An 18,463-nucleotide genomic window follows, 5' to 3' on the forward strand; every position below is an offset into this window, starting at 1 on the left:
GACGCCGTTTTTGACATGCGAGCCGGTTTTGACCGAGGCTTGCTTTCTCTTGCAGGGGATGCCCGGGGCCATTCAACAGGTCCGGCAGTGGATCGGGAGCGGCTATATTCAGATTCCGTTTAGCCTGCAGGATGAAGCGCAGCGGGTCTTCGGTTTGATGGAGAAATACGGTAATCTCCCCATGTCCCTTGCGGACGCTTCTCTCGTTGCGATGGTTGAAAATGGCGTCGGGGACCGGGTCTTCACGTTGGACGCGCATTTTCGGATCTATCGTCACAGCGGCAGGCGGATCGTGCCGGTGTTGATGCCGGAGGCGGCGTCTTAGTAGCCGGGATTGGGGAGGCGCCGGTCGCGGTCGAACGGAAGATCCCGTTTGGCGGGAAGGGGGCTTTCGGGAAAATCGAGCGCCCATTTCTCCCGGATTTCGTCATCGGCGTAATAAGCGAGCCAGCAGTCGGTCGGCTCGGGGAATTCGGGGGTGGGAAACTCGGCCATGTGGCAGCGAGTGTTCCATTCGGAACCGTCCGGCATGATCGATGTTTTTTCCGGGAGAACCTCATCCACCAGCAGTCGGTAAAGCTCGCGGTCGCTGAGGTGGTCGGTGAAGTGGAGGAAATAGCGCGTCGAAGCGAGGGCCTTGATCAGTTCCCAAAGGGTGCGGTGAAGTTTCTCTTCTGTATCCAGTTTGTGGATTGGGACCGCGCGGAATTTCCGCCGGTCCCAGAGGAGCCGGTCGAGAGTCATCCGCGGCGCCGTTTCGAAATCCAGCACATGCTGCCAAAACGCCTCCTGCAAAGCGAGCGGGGTTCCTGCCGAATGGCCCTCGGCGACAGGCTGCCCGGCCACCTTCTCGACCTCCGCACGAAGCTCGCCGATCCGGAGGGCGGTGTCGATCAGTTCGTCGGAAGAACTGCTTTCAGGGTTGCTTTCAAAGAATTTGTGTTCGTCGGGGGTGTTGTTTTTCATGGGAATGGAACTGTTTGTAGGTTGGAAAGAGTCCGAGGCCGAAGTGGGACGAGTCATAAGGCGCGGGCCGGGGTGAAATTGCGAAATTTGCCGATGGTGATACGCTGACTGCGGAAAACGGCGGAGACGCCGCGCGCGCGCAGGTCGGCGAGATCGGAGTCTTTGGATTGCAACTCGCGAAGGGCGAGAAGGGAGCGTCCGGTGTCCAAGGGAATCGCCACATCCCAAATCGGCCAAGTGAAGAAGGTATCGTTGCTTTTGTGCCCGGAAAAACCCGTCGTTTCGAGACGGGAGTTCACTGGGGCGGTTGGTAGAAGAGGCAGGGCTTCGATGGCAAGGCGGTTGGCGCCGCGCTGGGTCATTGTGGTGTCTGTGCTCGGGTTTTTCCAAGCTAGAGCGTAGCGTTTGTCTTCGCCGGGGTCCCATCGCAAGCCAACCTTTTCGTCGGAATATTTCCAAGCTTCAAACAGAGCGCTGTATATTTGCTCGGGCGTGGTCATTGACGCCAGATCGTTCATGGTTTTAAGGAAGTGCTGATGCCCGGCTCCGCTCATCGTGCGCAATGCGGTATCTTCGATGTCGCCTTGATTGTTGATCGCGACGGAGGATCCGAATGCCGCGAGAAAGGCTCCGGAAACGAGATCGTTGTCATCGAAAAAACGTTCCATGACTTTCTTAGCCTGGGCGGTAAACTCAGCTGGTTGGAGCTTGAGGTTATCAGCGAACGTGAAGGCCGAGTGGTCTTTCATTTTGAGGAGCCCGTCATGCAGTGCATGGGACAGCGCTTCTTGGGACAGTTGCGCTGGAACGAGCACGATGGGCGCCCAGTGGCCGCCATACGGCTTCCAATACATCCGCGTGCCGGGATGGAGGGAGTCGGTCGTTCGCCAGGTTCCAAGTGCGGCTAGAAAGCCGAGAGGATTGGCGCCGTCGATGCCGGGAAGCGGGATTTCGTGGAGTTGGTTCATGGTTGGGACGGCGATGGGAGGTTGGCGTCTGATTCGGCGTACCATCTCTCGGATTCGGCTTCGCTGGCTTGTTGGTCGGCGAGGCGTAGAAGCGTTTCCAAGTATGCGAGGCCCCATGGGTCTTGCTGGCGAAGAAGTTGCCAGAATCGCTCCGAGATTCCGGAATCAAGCCGATGAGACGGACTGGAAGCTCGTTGTTCGGTGTTCAGTGAAACACTGAGAAATCCTTTCATTGGTGGGGCGTAAATAACGGGCGGTTCGGGGTCGTCGACCACAGGTGCGAAAGGTCGGGCGTATCCATGATGGGCCGCGATGAGATGAAGGACGAGGTCTGGCGAATCAATATCGGAATGCGACATTCTCTCGTCGGCGACCGCTTCCGCGACTTGGAGGGATGCCATTTCGTGCCGGAATCCTTTCGGCAGGCCGGCACGGCGGCGGGCGTGCTCATGCTCGGCGGCCGACAATCGCTTTCGGGGGGATTTTGCGAGAGGTTCCGAAAGAGCATACGCGGCGTGAGGGTTGCCGCCGAGAAGGAGGGCTTGGAAACGCGGATCGGCTTTGCCGAGGTCGTGCAATTCGGCGGCGGTCCGAAAAACGTCTCGAAGTGCCTCAGAGAATCCCAGCGCCTTTGCCGTGAGTTCGGCGAGTTCGGCGACATGCCTGGTGTGGGAACTCAAGGTGATCGCTTCGGGGGCGTCGGTGCGGCTCCAGTCATCCAGGTCATCTTCCGCCTGCTCGAATATGGCGGCTTGATCGAGTCGCTCCCGAACACTCGCCAAACGTCGTCGGGTGACCAAAACCATACCGCGTTCGTCGGCGTAGCGACTTTCCTCGAAGTCGAGTTCGACGAGTCTTTCGAGTGTCTTTCGAATACGTTCCGGGAGTTGATCGTCCCGTGATGCTTCCGACAGGGCGGCAAGCAATTCCGAGCGTGGCATAGATTTTTCCGAACTGGCGGCGTATTCACAGACGCGCTGCCATGCTTCGCCTCCTTGAATCCCGTGGAGGAGCTGGGGATGAATGCGGAGGACCGCTTTGGCTTTGCTCGTCTGAAAAGCGGCTTCGGCGCGGTCAATATCGTGTAATTGGGCGCCGGGCACGGACTCTTCGGGCGGCCTTTGGGCCCCCGGATCGGCGGGTGCGCCGGGAATATGGCCGAGCTGACTCCAACCACCAACGGCTGCGGGGATGACGATGGTGGCCCCTGGGTAAACATCGGCTGGGTGCTTTAATATGCGACTTTCCTTCGCCCCCCTCCAGAGAAGCGCGGGGCCAATACTTTCTCGTGAACCATTTTCAATGGTTTCGACAGCGCTGGCTTCGGAAAAGAGGTCGCCGGTATCGATCTCTCCGACCGCCTTTTTCGCCTCCGGAAAGAACCACGAACGAAACACAGGGAGCGGAACAGGCAGGGCTTCTGTCTGCGATGGAGAACACAAGCTGATGTCGTGGATAAGCGATTCGGGCGTCGCCTCGGGGGAAAGATCAGCCCGCCAGACGACCAGCACATCTGGGCGATTAGACTGACTGCCGTGCAGAAAGTGAGCGGGATCGGGCGTCGGAAATGGAAAGGGAGAGGTTTGCGCCCATGCGTCCAGATAGGCCGGGAAAATGACCGGGGCGGGGGAGGTTGGCGCGTTCAGGCGAGTGATTTGGCTGGCCTTGGCCAAGAGTGGCTCGGAATGCGTTTGCATTGCTTCAAGGCCAAAATCCACGACGTTGTCGGCGACAATGGAATTGAGCCAATTCCAAGTAGCGGAAAGGGCGTTGCCGTAGATGGGATCGAGCAAATCGCCCTTTTGTGCGCGTTTGTCGAGAGTTTCATCTGTTTCGATCAAATGATCCGGCATGACGATGGTGGCGCGGGCGGAGATGTCGCGTCCGGTGCGATTGAGTCGGCCAAAGCGTTGTCGAAGGGCATCCAGGCTGGCGCATTCTGTGACGAGCGCGTCGAAATCCAGATCCGCGCCGACTTCGAGACACTGCGTCGCGACGACGATCTCGACCGCACCGGAGGCATCGTCGGCTGTCGATTGTTGTTGCACTGTGGCCTTAAGCGCCGCTTGGAGGCGGCTGGTTTCCATGTCTCGCTCGATCGGACGCATGCGGCCGATGAGCAGGGTGATGTTTGCGCGAAAGCGCGCCTTTTTACTGGAAACTTCAAGATGCAGCTTTTCCGCGACGAGGCGGGCGGTAGCGACCCGGTTTACCATGATCGCGAGCGAACGCGAGCCGGTTTCTTGGATGATTGTAACGGCTTCGTCGATCAGGCGGGATGCGAGGTCGTCGAGCTGCTTCGCTTTGGATTTGGATTCGGAAACGATGAGTTTCGCCGGCTTTGAAGCGGTCAGTCGGCGGTTAAGGACCGGGTGGTCGCGGTCCGCGGGGCTGAGATGGAGTGTGTTCCTGGCGCTCGGGGGCGGAGTGGCGGTTAGCTGGACCCAGTGAAAGACCGGCACTCGGACGGTCTGTGGATGGCGTTCGAGATGGTGGTTGCGGAAGTGTTGGATTTGTTCGACCGTTTCGGCGAACGGCCTGCCGATGTGGGCCTCGTCGAGCAACCAAAGCGCGTCATTGGCGACAAGCGCGGCGTGGATGGGGCACGCATTGGGAGTGATGCCGTAACCTCGAAAGAGAAGCCGGGACCCCACTTGATCAATGGTGCTGGCAATGATCGTCGGTTGAAGAAGCGAGCGGGCCCAGCGTTGATCGCGGTAGATGGCTCCGCGCAACTGCACTGAGTCGAGGGGGACACGTGGAAAGCCACTGGCATTCGGGGGCGCCGGATTGAGCGAAAGCAATGCCTCGGCGATCGCCTTGCACGCGAGGCGATTCGTGCCGGGATTCGCGAGAGCGTTCGTCATGCGGCAGGCACGTTCGAAGGCCTCATCGACAATCACTCGGCGGTTGACGATGAAGAAAATCCGTCGCGGGGCGTTGCGCTCCGTTGGGGGCAGGTGCGCTTGGGCCGCGAGTGCGTAAACCGCCACCTCAAGAGAGGCGGTTTTGCCGCTGCCGGTAGGCGCCGCGATGAAGTCCGGCCACTCGCCGGAGACGGCGCGTTTGGCGAGGTCGCTCTGCCAAGGGAAAGGGTCGTATCCCCAGAGGTCGTGGAAGAATTCGGTGAAGGTGGGGAAGCTCGTGTGCATGATGATGGGCTGACTCGCTAGCGCTGGCCGACGCCGGGGGCTGGTGGAAGGGTTAAGCCGAACAGGGAGAGCTTTTGTCGGAGCACGGTGTCGAGGCGGGGTTTGTCGGATGGGTAGAGGGAAATGAGCCGCTTGCCCTCTTGTTGATAGAGTTGCTGCTTCTTGAACATGCCGATCTTGTAGTCGGTAGTATCCATCCCCCAGTATTCGATGTAGATGTCGAGCTCGGGCAGATAAAAGTCGGGCCGGATCGCGTGGCCGCTCAGGATGCGAAACCGTTCGTCGTAGCGGTAGGCGATGTTTTGGGCGGAGAGCCAGTCGGCGATTCGCCGTTCCCCGTCGGACTGGACGAGGGTCCCGGCTTTGGCGACGATAGTCTTGTTGAGTTCGACCTTGGTTTCGAAATTTCGTCGATCAAGATAGACTTCGTCGAAGCAGGGGTCGCAGTATACGCGCTGAAAGGCTTGGTGGCTGCGGGTGTGTTCTTCCGGGCTGACTTCGCGGCCACAACGGCCGCATTTGTGCCGGGCGTTCTCCTGCTCGAGGCGAATCGCCTCGCGAATGGCGGTGGCGGCGGAGTGGGCGGCGCGGCGCACGTATTCTTTCGCGTGTTCGTTCCGGGAAAGATCGTCCAAATCCTGTAGGTGATCGCGGGCGGCGCCACCGTACGCTTTTATTGCTTTGAGGGCGTATTGCCGGGCTTGCGGGTGTGGATCGCGAAAAGCAATGGGAACCAAGGCTGCGAGAGCCGTCGCTGGTTCGGCCCCGAATGGGGCAAGCTTGCCGATTGCGGAGGCCGCAAGCCGTCGGACCTCGGCGGATGGAAAACCTGCGAGGTATGCGAGTTCGGACAATGCGGACGGATCGGTCCCGCGCCCCAGGGCGAGTGCCCGTTGCACGGACTCGTGGTGAAGTTGACGGTCTATCGGAGTATTCATGTCGTCGGCGAGCGGGAGTGAGTCAGTGGAATTTTCAGGTTTGGGGTTTCCATGGTTTGCATAGGCCGTAGCCGCGATACCGGCCCGAGCCGAGAAGGATCGGGCCGATGACGGGTTGGTCGAAGCGCAGCCAGACATGCACCTGACGACGGTTGGGGCCATTCGGCCGCTGTGGCATCAGAGGGAAGCCGTCCGGCCCGGGTTTGGCTTGCGGGGCGCCCCGATGCCAGGATGTTTTGTCGATGTCGATCTCGGCGGGATCCGGAAGACCGATCCGGCGGCAACTGGCGGAGACGATCACAGCGACCTCGGCGAGATATCCGCCGCGGTCTTTGCGCGGATCAATTTTCGGGTGCTTGTCCAGCACTACCGGTGAGACGCTGGCCCAGACTTTGGATGGACCTGTCCATGTCCTTGCGCGCAAAGCTTGGGGCGGGGCGGGGCGCTGTTCTTCACCGAGTGTCCAGACGCCCAGTCTGCCCATCGTCAAACATAAGTCTTTGGGCATCCCCGTAGCGTCGTATAGCAGACGGCCGACGAGTTTGCCGCGTTCGTTGAGTGGAATATTTCGCGGAAATGCGAGGGCAACGCCGAGCAGATGTCCGTCGGCATGATCGTGGCCGACGAAACCAAGGGGGAACAGGGCGAGGTGTGGTTTTTCGGAGGGCCTGCCGTCCGCCTGATGGCCGCTGATCCACTCGGGCGAAGGCGAAGCTGCCTTTTCGATGGCGCCGCGCAGCGCGCTGAGGAGTTGCCAGGTGGATTCCAAACCGAGCACCGGACCTTCGCGCTTGTCGAGGATGAGCAATTGATCATCGAAGACCGACTGAACCGGTGTCGCGGAATCGGTGGTCGGGGATTCGGATATACAGTAAGGGTGGGTCATACTGAGGACGGGACGGCGGGATGAGGGCAACTTTCTATTCTTCCACGCAACGCCAAAGACTTCTTCGAATTCGGCTTGAATCCGTTTTTGCTCCTTCCCTTTGGATGCCTGCATGCGAACGGTGAAATCGTAAAAACGATCCACCGCTTCGCCGTTGTATTGGTCGCGCAGGTAATCAAGACACCCTTCCGAGACGACACGCAACCGCTCAACGGACCCGGCAGTGCGCGAGGTGGCGACGTGTTCCTCGGGTATCCAGTTGAAGGATGCGGGGAGCTCGTTCTCCTCCACCCACATGCGGACCATTGAGGAGGAATGTCCAATACGGATCACTTTCGCGCAAAGCCGTTCCAAAGCGACCCGCATATCGGGCGAGGATGGCCTGTTTGGCCATTGGAGGAACACCGTGCTCTGGTGCGGGCGGACTCTTGGAAAAGTGCGTTCTTTCCCATTCCGAAAACTTGGAAAAATCTGTAGAAGGTCCTTGATGCCACTAACTTGCTGTTGTTTCTGCTTCGCGCTAAGGCTGGCTTCGAAGGGATCGGGAATCCTTCTGGGCTTACCTCTTTCATCGAAGATCGAGAAATCATTTGGCTTCACGTAAACCTCCACTACCGATCGGCGGTCGCATTCCGTGGCAAAGATCTTCGGCGCGTCCTGTCGCTCCAGCCAGCGCAACGCGTCCGCCTCTTTCTCCCACGTAGAAACGGCCGGGCCTTCGGAAGGGTCCGGGCGCGTTTCAAAGTAGGCGGCGGCCAAGGCCATGAAAATGCGGCCAGGGTGAGGGGGCCATTCGGGCAACGTCCGGTCGCCGGTCGAAGTCGCTACCGCGTATCCGGTCAGGTATTCGATGCCAAGTGTCAGCATGGCTCAATCCCCAGACTCTGCGGCCGATTCGACGGCGATCTCCTGGCTGCGGCGGAGAAGCTCCACCAACTGCGGGGCGGGGGTCAGTTTCAAAGGCTCCTTGCGCCAGGTCAGGCCCGCACTTTCGGCCGCGGCGATGGCCTCCTTGAGCGTTTTGATGGCATCGTCCGACGTGATTTCCAGCTTCGTCGGATCGGCGCCGGGCTGGCTGAGGAGTTCCCATTGGAGGGGCTCCGTCGGCCAAAGAAGGCAACGGGAGCGCAAGTCGTATCCATTTTCGGCGGCCAGCGCGGCGGCGGTGAGCCCGAGCGCGGCAAGGACCGTGCGCCCGGCGGCGTCGGTTTCCGGAGTAGGCTTTCCACCATTGACCGGGAACCGCAGGCGGCGGAGTGCGGGTAGCGACAGAACGGTGATTTGTTCGGCGTAGTCGATCGTGACGCCGCCGGTCTTCCGATCGATATCCGGAGGAATATTGCCATGATTCACTTCGGAAGGAGATACAGCCCCCTTCGTCTTTTCATCTTTCGCTAAAACATATCCATCCTTGGACTTCACGACTCGTGCCGCAGCACGAATTTCAAGCGGGTCAATTCGGCTGCTGGTCTTGACGCCAAGCTGAGCATTCACCCCCACCATTTCAGAAACGAGCGCCCGTTGAAACTTCGCGCCCAAGCCACCTTTCGGGCCGGTGGAGTCCCAAATGCCGAAGACAAGGGCGGTGGGGCAAATCTCATAGAGAGGCGTCGCGTTGTTGAGACTGACATGATCGAGCTTCACTCCGAGAGACGACTTACGGAAGGGGGCGCCCTTTTCGTCGCCCGCCGCGACCAAGCTGTCCCTGAGGATGGCGTCGGCCGCACGATGGGGGGCAGTGAGACTGGTGATGACACCGATTTCCGCGAGTAGATCTTCACCGGAAAAGTCCACCTCGATGACGGGAATCGGGCAATCGGCGAAGCGGCCCGCATCAATCGCCTGCTGAAGGGCTTCCTCCAAACGATTGGCCTGAGACTGAACGGAGTCCAAAAGGACGCACGGCGTGGTAACCCATTCGCCATTTTCGTTCCTGGTCCGCCGTTCTTCCACGGCATAAACCGCGCCCGCGTAGGTGGGAGGGAAAACCTTGTCGCCTTCACCACCGGCAGGTTGGAAGCGGGTGCGGGCACGGAACGCCGCTGAAGTGCCGACGATCGCGGATTGAAGTGTTGGGAGGTCTAGTTTTTTCATTGTTTTGTAATCGATTGGATTAGTAACATGCGTGTTCAAAGTAATACACCGGCCAAATGGCGGTGGCGGTTACCGGCCTCCGTAGCGGCAGGGTGGCGAGATTGACAAACCGGCTCTTTGGCAAAGCGGCATCGCCAAGGGGTGGCGCTGGGCGATTGTCCGGGGCGGAACAGAAGAGTCGGGTAGGAAAGCTTCATGGTGAGAACAGGAAAGCGCTCGAGTTGGCCATTGGCAAGTCGTTTAGGGGCGGAATGTTGGATTGAGTGGTAGTCGAGTGTGTTTCGAGCGTGAAGCGGGCGGGCGGGCATCCATTCGGAGGGAACTGCCGAAGACGGTTCCGCATTTTCGAGGGCCAGTTTACCGGGTGAGGTCGGACAAATACGGTCCGAGGTGGAAAGAAAATTTTGCCTGCGGGAGAAGGTGCCGTCGTGGGGGGGGCGGTCTTGGATTTCGAATTCGAGGGTCTTACAGCGGAGAAGACGACACACCCCACCATGCTCGCGCATGGTCCCCCGGCGCGAGGGGAATGCCCTTTAAAGAGCGAGGCGAAACGAGTCGGGTTTTTCGTCGTCGCGCAGGCTTTGGGTTGCGTTCAGCGTTATCTTTCCAGAAGGGAAAAATGTGGACCCATTCAAGGTATGCGTTTGACCGAGGGCGGCAATGGGAGTGAAAAAGAACGGGGAGTATGAAAGACGAATTCGACAGTCATGAAGGGATGTGGGCGGTTTGCCGAAAGCTGCCGACCGATTTTGAGCCGTATGGGGAGAGGAAGCGGGAGGAGGGGGCCGATTGTTCGGGCGGCTGCCGCTTTTTCGTTCCGTTGCATGGGGATTTGGCGTTTAACTGGGGAGTTTGCGCCAACGCGAAAAGTCCGCGAGCAGGACTGCTGACATTTGAACATCAGGGGTGCCCGGAGTTCGAGGCAGAGGAGGGGGCCGAAACAGAGGTCTCGGAAAACGCGGCCGGGCCGGGCGTCGATCCGGTGGAGGGTGACGAAGATCCTCGGCTTCAACCCCTCGCGATCGATTGGAATTCTTTGGAACTCGCCTTGGATTCAAGCTCCGATATGGAGAGCGAGGGTTATCTCAACAAGAGAACCGGCGAAATCATTGTCATTTTTTCCTACGGCGATGACGAAGAAGAGCTTCGAGAGAGGGTTGATGAGGATTTGGACGCTTGGATTCAGATCGAACCGATCGATTCGCGCACCGGTTTTGCGATCATGGAACGGTTCGCCTCCTCCCGAAAGAAAGCACACGTGCGAAAACTGTTGTCCGACGCACTCTCCGGGCCGCGGCCGTTTCGGCGTTTCAAGGACGTGGTGCATCAGGATGAGGATCTGCGGCAGGAATGGTTCGATTTTCAGGCCATCGCGGAGAAGGAGGCGATCGAGGAGTGGCTCGCCGGCTACGATATCAAGCCGGAGTGGAAGTAGCGTTCGCGAATCGGTTTTTTTCTAGAGGGGACAGACAGGAATGTCTGTTTCACGATTTGCGGGAATTACTTCAGGACTGTTTTCAGGAAAGGTGCGGTGGGACTGGCTTTGCGTTGGGTGAGGGCGGCGACGGGGCCTTGGTAGAGGATGCGGCCGCCGGCTTCGCCGCCGTCGGGGCCGATTTCCACGACGTAGTCGGCTTCGGCGATCAGGTCGAGGTTGTGCTCGATCACGATCACGGTGTGGCCTTGATCCACCAGGCGGTGGAGGACGCGGATCAACTTTTCGCAGTCCGTGAAATGGAGGCCGATCGTCGGTTCTTCCAACATGAAGAGGTGACGGCTCTGGAGTCCTCGGGTCTTTTCCGTGTAGGTCGGGAGGCCGCGCATCACTTCGCTCACCAGTTTGAGGCGCTGGGCTTCACCGCCGGAGAGGGTGGGGCTGCTTTGCCCGAGAGTCAGGTAACCGAGTCCCGTATCCACCATCAACTGACAGGCTTGCTGGAGGCCGCTGTGGAAATCGAAGAAATCACGGGCTTCCTCGAAGGTCATGCGCAGGACGTCGCCGATCGATTTGTCTTTCCAGCGGATCTCCCGCAACTCCGGGCCGTAACGGTCGCCGCCGCAATCTTCGCAGGGGAGGAAGGCGTCGGGGAGGAAGTTCATTTCGAACTTGATCCGGCCGGCCCCCTGGCAGGTTTCGCAACGGCCGTTCGCCGTGTTGAAGGAGAAACGTCCGGGTTGATAGCCGCGCATCTTGGCCTCCGGCAGGGTGGCGAAAATTTTCCGTATCAGGTCGAAAATACCGAGATAGGTGGCGGGGGTCGACCGGGGCGTTTTTCCGATCGGGGTTTGATCGACTTCGATCACCTTTTTGAACAGATGGCCATTGATCAGGCTTTGGAACGGAGCGGCGCCGTTTCCGCCCTTGAAGGTTTCGGCTTTTTCGGTGCCCGCCAGTCGGACGGCCGGGAGCAAGAGGTCGCGGACCAAGGTCGATTTGCCGGCGCCGGAGACTCCGCAGACCATGGTCAACCGTCCGAGTGGGAGGAAGAGGTCGTCGCCTTTGAGGTTGCGGAGGGCCGGTTTCCGCAGGACGAGCCAGTCATCGGAAATCTTGCGTTGGCGCGGACCCGGCTTCGGCGAGAGGGAACGGTAGTTGCCGAGCAATGGATGGCGCATCCCTGACTTTAAATAACGTCCGGTCAGCGACGCCTCGTTGCGGGAAATCTCCTCGATGGTTCCCTGGGCCAGGATTTCGCCCCCATGCCGTCCGGCGGCGGGACCGAGGTCGATCACGGAGTCGGCGTGGCGCATGGTGTCTTCGTCGTGTTCGACGATCACGAGGGTGTTGCCCTTGGCCCGCAGATCCTTCAGGGCGTCGATCAGCCGGTGGTTGTCCCGGGCGTGTAATCCGATGGACGGTTCGTCGAGGACGTAGAGGACGCCGGAGAGGTTGGACCCGAGTTGCGCGGCGAGGCGGATCCGCTGGGCTTCGCCGCCGGAGAGGGTTTGGGCGGACCGGCTCAGGTTCAGGTAGCTGAGACCGACTTCATCCAAAAAGTGGAGACGCTCCGCAATTTGGGGAAGGATGTCGGTGACGATCGCCTTGCCCCGCTTGTCGAGGCGGAGGCGACGCAGGGAGGCGACCAGATCGCCGGCGCTCATTTCGAGCAGTTCCGGGAGCGAGCGGGCGGAGCTGTCATTGAAATACAACTTCACCGCGCGGCTGACCGGGTTGAGCCGTTCCCCCTGGCAGGTGCCGCAGATCGGAGCTTCGTCGGACCAGGTGGAGTCCGGCTCGACGTCGACCAGGGGAGTTTCCCCTTCCTCGTGTTCAAAGAGCCACGGGTAAAGCCGTCCGTAACCGCGGCACTCCGGGCACCAGCCGCGGGAGGAGTTGAACGAGAAATGTTTCGGATCGAGCTCGGGAAACGCCTCGCCGGTGACCGGATCGGTGCGGGTGGTCGAGAACCAAGTGAGGATCTTTCCCTTCGGATCGAGCAGGCAGCAGGAACCTTTGCCGAGGGTGATCGCCTCCTTCAATTTCTTGCGCAGATCGGCGGGACTCAACGCTTCCCCGGCGGAGCCGAGATCGGCGACCACCACTTCGATGTCGTGTTCGCGATAGCGGTCGAGCTTCTTGAAGGCGGCGACCTCGATCAGGCGGCCGTCGACCCGCATCTTTTCGAAACCGTGCTGGGCGATCCAGGTGGCGATCGGTTGGTGGTGACCCTTGCGTCCGCGGATCAGCGGACTGCAGAGGTAAAGCTGCCGCATCTTGCGGACGTCGGGTTGGGCGAGGACCTGTTCCAGCCGTTTGTTCAAGGCGGCCTGGGAAAGGGCGGCGACCGGTTCGCCGGTGAGCGGACTGTGTTGGACGCCGATCCGGGCGTAAAGGAGGCGAAGGTACTGGGCGACCTCGGTGACGGTGGCGACAGTCGATTTGCGATTGCCGGTGGTGACCCGTTGCTCGATCGCGACGGTGGGCGGGATGCCGGTGAGGGAATCCATGTCGGGACGGGGGAGTTGCTCGACGAACTGCCGGGCGTAGGCCGACATCGATTCGAGGAAGCGGCGTTGTCCCTCGGCGAAAATGATGTCGAAGGCGAGCGACGATTTTCCGGAGCCCGAAACTCCGGTGATCACGGTGATCTCTTTGTGACGGATCGACGCGGTGATGTTTTTCAAATTGTGCTCGCGGGCTCCGGAGACCAGCAAGGTGCCCGGGTGACTGGCGGCGTCGCCGTTGCCATTGCTTCCAAAGGAAGCGGGCGATTCGGCGGCCATGGCGGGGGTGAAACTGTCGGCGGTGGACCCGTTCAAAGCGGCCTGCAAGAACCGCGCGGTCGGGGCGTCGCTTCCGGCGATCTCCTCCGGGGGACCGGCGGCGACGACCTTCCCTCCGCCGGCGCCGGCTTCGGGGCCCATCTCGATCACCCAGTCGGCCGATTTGATGACATCGGTCTGGTGTTCGATCACCACCAGCGAGTGACCCTGCTCGACCAGTTTTTGCAGGACTCCGATCAGGCGGCGGATGTCGTCGCGGTGGAGACCGGTGGTCGGTTCGTCGAGCAACAACAACGCGTGGGCGGGCGGGGCGTCGCCGTTGACCGCTTTGCCGTTGCCGAGTTGCGGCAGGTAACGGACCAGTTTGAGCCGCTGGGACTCGCCCCCCGACAGTGTGTTCAACGGCTGCCCGAGGGTCAGGTAACCGAGACCGACCTCGCGCAACGCCTGGAGGCGGGCGGCGATCTTCGGTTGGGAGTCGAAAAAGGCGTGGGCGTCGTTCACGGTCATCTCCAGCACCGCGCTGATGGAGCGACCTTCCCAGGTCGCTTCGAGGATCTCCGGTTTGAACCGGCTTCCTTCGCAGACCGGGCAGGTGACGAAGACGTCGGAGAGAAACTGCATCTCGACCCGTTCGTAGCCGAGGCCCTTGCAATGGTCGCAGCGGCCGTCGCCGGCGTTGAACGAAAAGCTGGAAGGCGTCAGGCCGGATCCCTGGGCGATCTCGGTCGAGGCGTAGAGTTTGCGGATCTCCTCCCAGGCGTTGCAGTAAAGGACCGGGTTGGAGCGGGGCGTCCGGCTGAGCGGGGATTGGTCGACCAGGACCACCTCGTCGATCGTATCGCCGCACTGGATCGAGCGGATATCGGCAGGGTCCTCGGCATTTTGTCCGCGATGGCGGAGCAGGCCGTCGTAAACGACGTGGTTGAGCAACGTCGATTTGCCCGATCCGGAAACGCCGCTCAGGCAGACGAAACGTCGCAACGGAATGGATACATTGAGATCGCGGATGTTGTGTTTGGATACGCCGGAAAACTTCAGCCAGCCCGACCGGGCGCGCGGCTTGGGCGGCTCGCGGCGGAGGGCCGGAGGATCGATGCGGAGGCGGCCGGAAAGGTAGCCGCCGGTCAGGCTTTCGCCGCTGGCGAACAAAGCTTCGCGGTCGCCCTGGAAGACGAGTTGTCCCCCCTCGCGTCCGGGGCGCGGGCCGATCTCGATGATTTGGTCGGCGGCGGCGATGATCGCCTCGTCGTGTTCGACCACCACCACGGTGTTTCCCTGGTCGGTCAACCGCCGGAGGATCGAGACCAGACGGTCGATGTCGCGGCAATGGAGTCCGACCGACGGCTCGTCGAGAACGAACAAGGTGTCGACCAGCGAGGTGCCGAGGCAGGCGGTGAGGTTGACCCGCTCGACCTCGCCTCCCGACAACGTGCGGGAGGAACGGTCGAGGGTCAGGTAACCGAGTCCGACCTGGTCGAGGTAACCGAGGCGCGACAGAATCGACTCGTAGGCGATGTCGACCTGGCGGTTGCCGGCCGGGGAGAAGCGCTCGCGCAGGAGGGGGAGCAATTCGGAAATGGGAGTGGCGTAAAGCTTGGGCAACGTCCTGTCGTTCCATTTCCAATACAACGACTCCGGCTGCATCCGGCCGCCTCCGCAATCGGGACAGGTGACGTAGGCCCGGTATTTGGCGAGGAAGATGCGGACATGCATCTTGTAGGTCTTGGTTTCGAGCCAATCGAAAAACCCCTTCACGCCGTACCAGGCCTCGGGCCATTCGCGGCCGTTTTCGCCGTATCCATCTTCACCCTCCATGACGAACTTCCGGTCGGCCGGGGAGAGGTCGCGGAACGGCACGTCGAGCGGCAGATTCCGTTTGCGGGCGAAACGGACGAGATCCTTGTAGGACTCGCCGTAAACGCTTCCTTGCCAGGCCTTGATCGCCCCCTCGCGGAGGGTGAGCGATTGGTCGGGGACGGCGAGATTGTAGTCGATTTCGATGATCCGTCCGAACCCGCGGCAGCGCGGGCAGGCGCCGAGGGGGGAGTTGAAGGAAAACAAGGCTGGCGAAGGGGCGCGGAATTTCTGGCGGGTCACCGGGGATTGCAACCCCTGGCAAAACCGTCCGAGCGGGGCGCCCGCTTTGGTGAAGGCGATCAATTCGCCATGGCCGTAGTGGAGGGCGGTTTCGGCCGCTTCGAGGAAACGAGCCCGGCTCTCGGGGCGGAGGGCGAGGCGGTCCTGGATGACGAACAACGGTTCGTCGCCGGGGAGCGCGGAGGAATCGCTGGAGTTGCGGGATTCGACGTTTTCCAAGCGCTCGACTTTTCCGTCGACGACGGCCCGGGTGTAGCCCTGTTTCTCGAGGTTTTGGAGAATTTCGGAGAGTTCGAGATTCTCCGGTTTGGCGACCGGGAAGGTGATCAGGATCTCCGCCGCGGGATGGGAAGCCGACAATTTTTCCCAGATTTTGGACGGATTGTCGTCCTCGATTTTCTCGCCGGTGACAGGGTCGAATAATTCGGCGGCGCTGGCGAACCAGACTTTAAAGAAGTCGCAAAGCTCGGTCATGGTCCCGACGGTGGAGCGGGAGTTGCGGACCGTGTTGGTTTGTTCGATGGCGATCGACGGCGGGATGTTCTCGATCGACTCCACCTTGGGGCGGTCGAGAAGTTCGAGGAACTGGCGGGTGTAGGGGCTGAAAGTTTCGACGTAGCGGCGTTGGCCCTCGGCGTGCAACGTCTCGAAGACCAGCGACGACTTGCCGCTGCCGCTCAATCCGGTGACGGCGATGAGCTTCCCGAGCGGAAGGTCGAGGTCGAGATTCTTCAGGTTGTTCTGCCGGACACCCCGCAGACGGATAAAAGACTGGTCGTTCGCCATGTTGGAATAAGGAAGAGAAAGAAGGTAAAACAGTTAGTAGCGGAACGCCATCCCGCAACCGTTGGAAGAAGAAAAGAGAGTGAATTCAGAAGTTATCGCGAAGAAGCGGACGCAAGTTGGAGTCCCGCATTTATGCGGTCCGGGCATGCCACCCGAAGAATCGGATCCCCGTCGCGTCGGGCTTTCGTCTAATGACCCGGTTTCCCAATCTTCGTCCCTTGCGCAGCGCTCATCCGGCGAAAGCCGGCATGCTACGTTTCCCAAATCTAAATTCCAAAATCTAAAATCCGCTCCGCTTTCCTCCTTTGCGCGGCACCCATCCGGCGAAAGCCGACATGCTACGTTTCCCAAACCTAAAATCCAAAATCTAAAATCCGCTCCGCTTCCCTCCCTTGCGCGGCGCTCATCCGGCGAAAGCCGGCATGTTACGTTTCCCGAATCTAAATTCCAAAATCTAGAATCCGCCCCGCTTTCGTCCCTTGCGCGGCGCTCATCCGGCGAAAGCCGACATGCTACGTTTCCCGAATCTAAATTCCAAAATCTAAAATCCGATCCGCTTTCGTCCCTTGCGCGGCACTCATCCGGCGAAAGCCGGCATGCTACGTTTCCCAAATCTAAATTCCAAAATCTAAAATCCGCTCCGCTTTCCTCCCTTGCGCGGCACCCATCCGGCGAAAGCCGGCATGCTACGTTTCCCAAACCTAAAATCCAAAATCTAAAATCCGCTCCGCTTCCCTCCCTTGCGCGGCACCCATCCGGCGAAAGCCGGCATGCTACCCGAAGGACCGGAATCCCCGTGACACGCTCGTTATGAAAGCCGGTGTTCGAGTTTCCGGACCAAAGTGGTGAGAAAGGCGGCGTCGCCGGGGAGCGTTTCGCAGAGGGCGGCGGCGTCGCGGGTGAGGGCACGGGCGATTCGGCGGGATTCTTCGAGCCCGTGGACCTTGATGTAGGTCGTTTTTTCGGTTTTGGCGTCCCCGCCGGCGGTTTTCCCGAGGGATGCGGAGTCGCCGGTGGCGTCGAGGATGTCGTCGATGATCTGGAAGGCGACGCCGCATTTGCGACCGATTTCGCCGAACAAGTCGATGACGGCGGGATCGCCGCCGGCGATACGGGCTCCCATGGTGAGCGAGGCCGAAAGGAGGGCGGCGGTCTTGTTCAGGTGGATGAAGTCGAGTTGTTCGGCGGTGTAATCGGATTTTTCGCCCAGGATGTCCTCGACCTGGCCGCCGATCAGGCGACGACTGCCGGCGGTTTCGGCCAATTCCCGGACCAACTCGGTGGCCAAGGCGGGTTGGGAGGCGTAATGCCGTCCGATCAACTCGAATGCGAACGTGAGGAGGGCGTCTCCGGCCAGGACGGCGGTCCATTCATCGAACTGGCGGTGGCAGGTCGGCTGGCCCCGCCGGAGGAGACCGTCGTCCATGCAAGGCAGGTCGTCATGGATCAAGGAGTAGGTGTGGACGCATTCGAGGGCGACGGCGGCCGGGAGGGGGTCGGTTCGGGTGTCGAGAATCTCGGCGGCGGCGAGGCAGAGGACAGGGCGGAGCCTCTTGCCGCCGGCTTGCATGCTGTAGCGCATCGCCTGGTGGATTCTCTCCGGACGGGTGTCGCCGGGAGGGAGGAGGCGGTCGATCGCCTCTTCTACCCGCTGGGTGTAGTTTTCGAATTTTGCTTTGAACTCCATCGCTCTTGATCTATTTTGCGCAAATCGTCAGAGTATTGCTTATGCCTGAATTCGAGCAAGTTTGCCGTCGATTATTTTGCGATTCGGCGTGGCTGGGAAAGTGCCTTCTCGGGGCGGTCCTGATGGCGGTGCCGATTTTGCACTTTTTTGCCTTCGGTTATTTCGGGCGATTGGCGGCTGGAGCGGCCCGGGGGGAGCGGTTCGATCTGCCGCAATGGCGGGATTGGCGGGAGTTATTTATCTCCGGCGTGATGTATTTCGTCATTTTTCTTGGATTGGCGGGCGGCATATTCCTGATCGCGTGGATATTGAGCCTGCCATTCCGGCCGTGGACGGGGGTGTTGGCGTATCTTCCCTACATGCCGGCGATGATCGTGGCGCCGCCATTGGTGGGGGCGGGATGGTATCGGTTCGCCCGGACCGGTGACCTGGTGGAAGCCTTCCGCTTCACGGAGTTGTTCCGGTTGCTGCACGATGCGGGATTCGGATTGATCCTGCCGACGCTGGCGTTCGTCGGTTTCCTCTTCGTGGGAGCCCCGCTTTTTCCGCTTGCCTTCTTCATCGGGGGGCTTGTTGTTTTTTATTTTTACAGCTCTATATTCTGTCACATCGATGCCGGGGGGGCGGACCAACCGGACATTCCTTTTTCAGTTTTGTAGTCT

11 protein-coding genes are annotated in these 18,463 nt (G+C 60.4%); 3 read left to right on the forward strand and 8 right to left on the reverse strand.

The window, feature by feature from the left end:
• Positions 1–10 precede the first annotated feature (10 nt).
• Positions 11–325: a type II toxin-antitoxin system VapC family toxin gene (locus ACWUI2_RS14695; RefSeq protein WP_486983605.1), complete on the forward strand. Its 315-nt coding sequence runs from the start codon at positions 11–13 to the stop codon at positions 323–325.
• Here ACWUI2_RS14695 and ACWUI2_RS14700 read toward each other — a convergent pair.
• Genes ACWUI2_RS14700 through cas7g form a run of 6 tightly spaced genes read right to left on the reverse strand, consistent with a single transcriptional unit; the run spans position 322 to position 9,004 of the window.
• On the reverse strand, positions 322–966 hold the full coding sequence (locus ACWUI2_RS14700; RefSeq protein WP_486983606.1) for a hypothetical protein: 645 nt from the start codon (positions 964–966) through the stop codon (positions 322–324). The genes ACWUI2_RS14695 and ACWUI2_RS14700 overlap by 4 nt on opposite strands.
• A 53-nt stretch (positions 967–1,019) precedes the next feature.
• Positions 1,020–1,934 (reverse strand): type I-G CRISPR-associated protein, Cas3-extension family, encoded by a 915-nt coding sequence (locus tag ACWUI2_RS14705; protein ID WP_486983607.1) that lies wholly within the window; start codon positions 1,932–1,934, stop codon positions 1,020–1,022.
• Positions 1,931–5,086, reverse strand: a complete 3,156-nt coding sequence (cas3g, locus tag ACWUI2_RS14710; protein ID WP_486983608.1) for a type I-G CRISPR-associated helicase/endonuclease Cas3g — start codon at positions 5,084–5,086, stop codon at positions 1,931–1,933. Before cas3g ends, ACWUI2_RS14705 begins: the two co-directional genes overlap by 4 nt.
• Positions 5,087–5,103: 17 nt before the next feature.
• The gene (locus tag ACWUI2_RS14715) at positions 5,104–6,024 is read right to left on the reverse strand and encodes a hypothetical protein (protein WP_486983609.1); all 921 of its coding nucleotides are present in this window, start codon (positions 6,022–6,024) and stop codon (positions 5,104–5,106) included.
• 34 nt (positions 6,025–6,058) lie between these two features.
• Positions 6,059–7,777, reverse strand: a complete 1,719-nt coding sequence (gene csb2 / locus ACWUI2_RS14720) for a type I-G CRISPR-associated protein Csb2 (RefSeq protein ID WP_486983610.1) — start codon at positions 7,775–7,777, stop codon at positions 6,059–6,061.
• Positions 7,778–7,780: 3 nt separating this feature from the next.
• Complete coding sequence (gene cas7g, locus ACWUI2_RS14725) at positions 7,781–9,004, reverse strand: type I-G CRISPR-associated RAMP protein Csb1/Cas7g (protein WP_486983611.1); 1,224 nt, start codon at positions 9,002–9,004, stop codon at positions 7,781–7,783.
• Positions 9,005–9,689: 685 nt separating this feature from the next.
• Here cas7g and ACWUI2_RS14730 point away from each other — a divergent pair.
• The gene (locus tag ACWUI2_RS14730; protein WP_486983612.1) at positions 9,690–10,439 is read left to right on the forward strand and encodes a UPF0158 family protein; all 750 of its coding nucleotides are present in this window, start codon (positions 9,690–9,692) and stop codon (positions 10,437–10,439) included.
• A gap of 65 nt (positions 10,440–10,504) precedes the next feature.
• Here the strand turns inward: ACWUI2_RS14730 and uvrA are convergent, their stop codons facing one another.
• Together uvrA and ACWUI2_RS14740 are read right to left on the reverse strand one after the other, a co-directional pair.
• Positions 10,505–16,114, reverse strand: coding sequence for an excinuclease ABC subunit UvrA (gene uvrA / locus ACWUI2_RS14735; protein WP_486983613.1), 5,610 nt, complete (start codon positions 16,112–16,114; stop codon positions 10,505–10,507).
• A gap of 808 nt (positions 16,115–16,922) precedes the next feature.
• Complete coding sequence (locus tag ACWUI2_RS14740) at positions 16,923–17,801, reverse strand: polyprenyl synthetase family protein (protein ID WP_486983614.1); 879 nt, start codon at positions 17,799–17,801, stop codon at positions 16,923–16,925.
• A 41-nt stretch (positions 17,802–17,842) separates the two neighbouring features.
• On the opposite strand from ACWUI2_RS14740, the gene ACWUI2_RS14745 reads away from it, so the two are divergent.
• On the forward strand, positions 17,843–18,460 hold the full coding sequence (locus ACWUI2_RS14745; RefSeq protein ID WP_486983615.1) for a DUF4013 domain-containing protein: 618 nt from the start codon (positions 17,843–17,845) through the stop codon (positions 18,458–18,460).
• Positions 18,461–18,463 lie beyond the last annotated feature (3 nt).

Source organism: Verruconatronum alginivorum, assembly GCF_056590205.1.

Excerpts from the sequence above, each read along its gene's own strand:
- ACWUI2_RS14700 (WP_486983606.1), bottom strand. The coding sequence starts at position 966 with ATGAAAAACAACACCCCCGACGAACACAAATTCTTTGAAAGCAACCCT.
- ACWUI2_RS14705 (WP_486983607.1), bottom strand. The coding sequence starts at position 1,934 with ATGAACCAACTCCACGAAATCCCGCTTCCCGGCATCGACGGCGCCAAT.
- cas3g (WP_486983608.1), bottom strand. The coding sequence starts at position 5,086 with ATGCACACGAGCTTCCCCACCTTCACCGAATTCTTCCACGACCTCTGG.
- ACWUI2_RS14715 (WP_486983609.1), bottom strand. The coding sequence starts at position 6,024 with ATGAATACTCCGATAGACCGTCAACTTCACCACGAGTCCGTGCAACGG.
- csb2 (WP_486983610.1), bottom strand. The coding sequence starts at position 7,777 with ATGCTGACACTTGGCATCGAATACCTGACCGGATACGCGGTAGCGACT.
- cas7g (WP_486983611.1), bottom strand. The coding sequence starts at position 9,004 with ATGAAAAAACTAGACCTCCCAACACTTCAATCCGCGATCGTCGGCACT.
- ACWUI2_RS14730 (WP_486983612.1), top strand. The coding sequence starts at position 9,690 with ATGAAAGACGAATTCGACAGTCATGAAGGGATGTGGGCGGTTTGCCGA.
- uvrA (WP_486983613.1), bottom strand. The coding sequence starts at position 16,114 with ATGGCGAACGACCAGTCTTTTATCCGTCTGCGGGGTGTCCGGCAGAAC.
- ACWUI2_RS14740 (WP_486983614.1), bottom strand. The coding sequence starts at position 17,801 with ATGGAGTTCAAAGCAAAATTCGAAAACTACACCCAGCGGGTAGAAGAG.
- ACWUI2_RS14745 (WP_486983615.1), top strand. The coding sequence starts at position 17,843 with ATGCCTGAATTCGAGCAAGTTTGCCGTCGATTATTTTGCGATTCGGCG.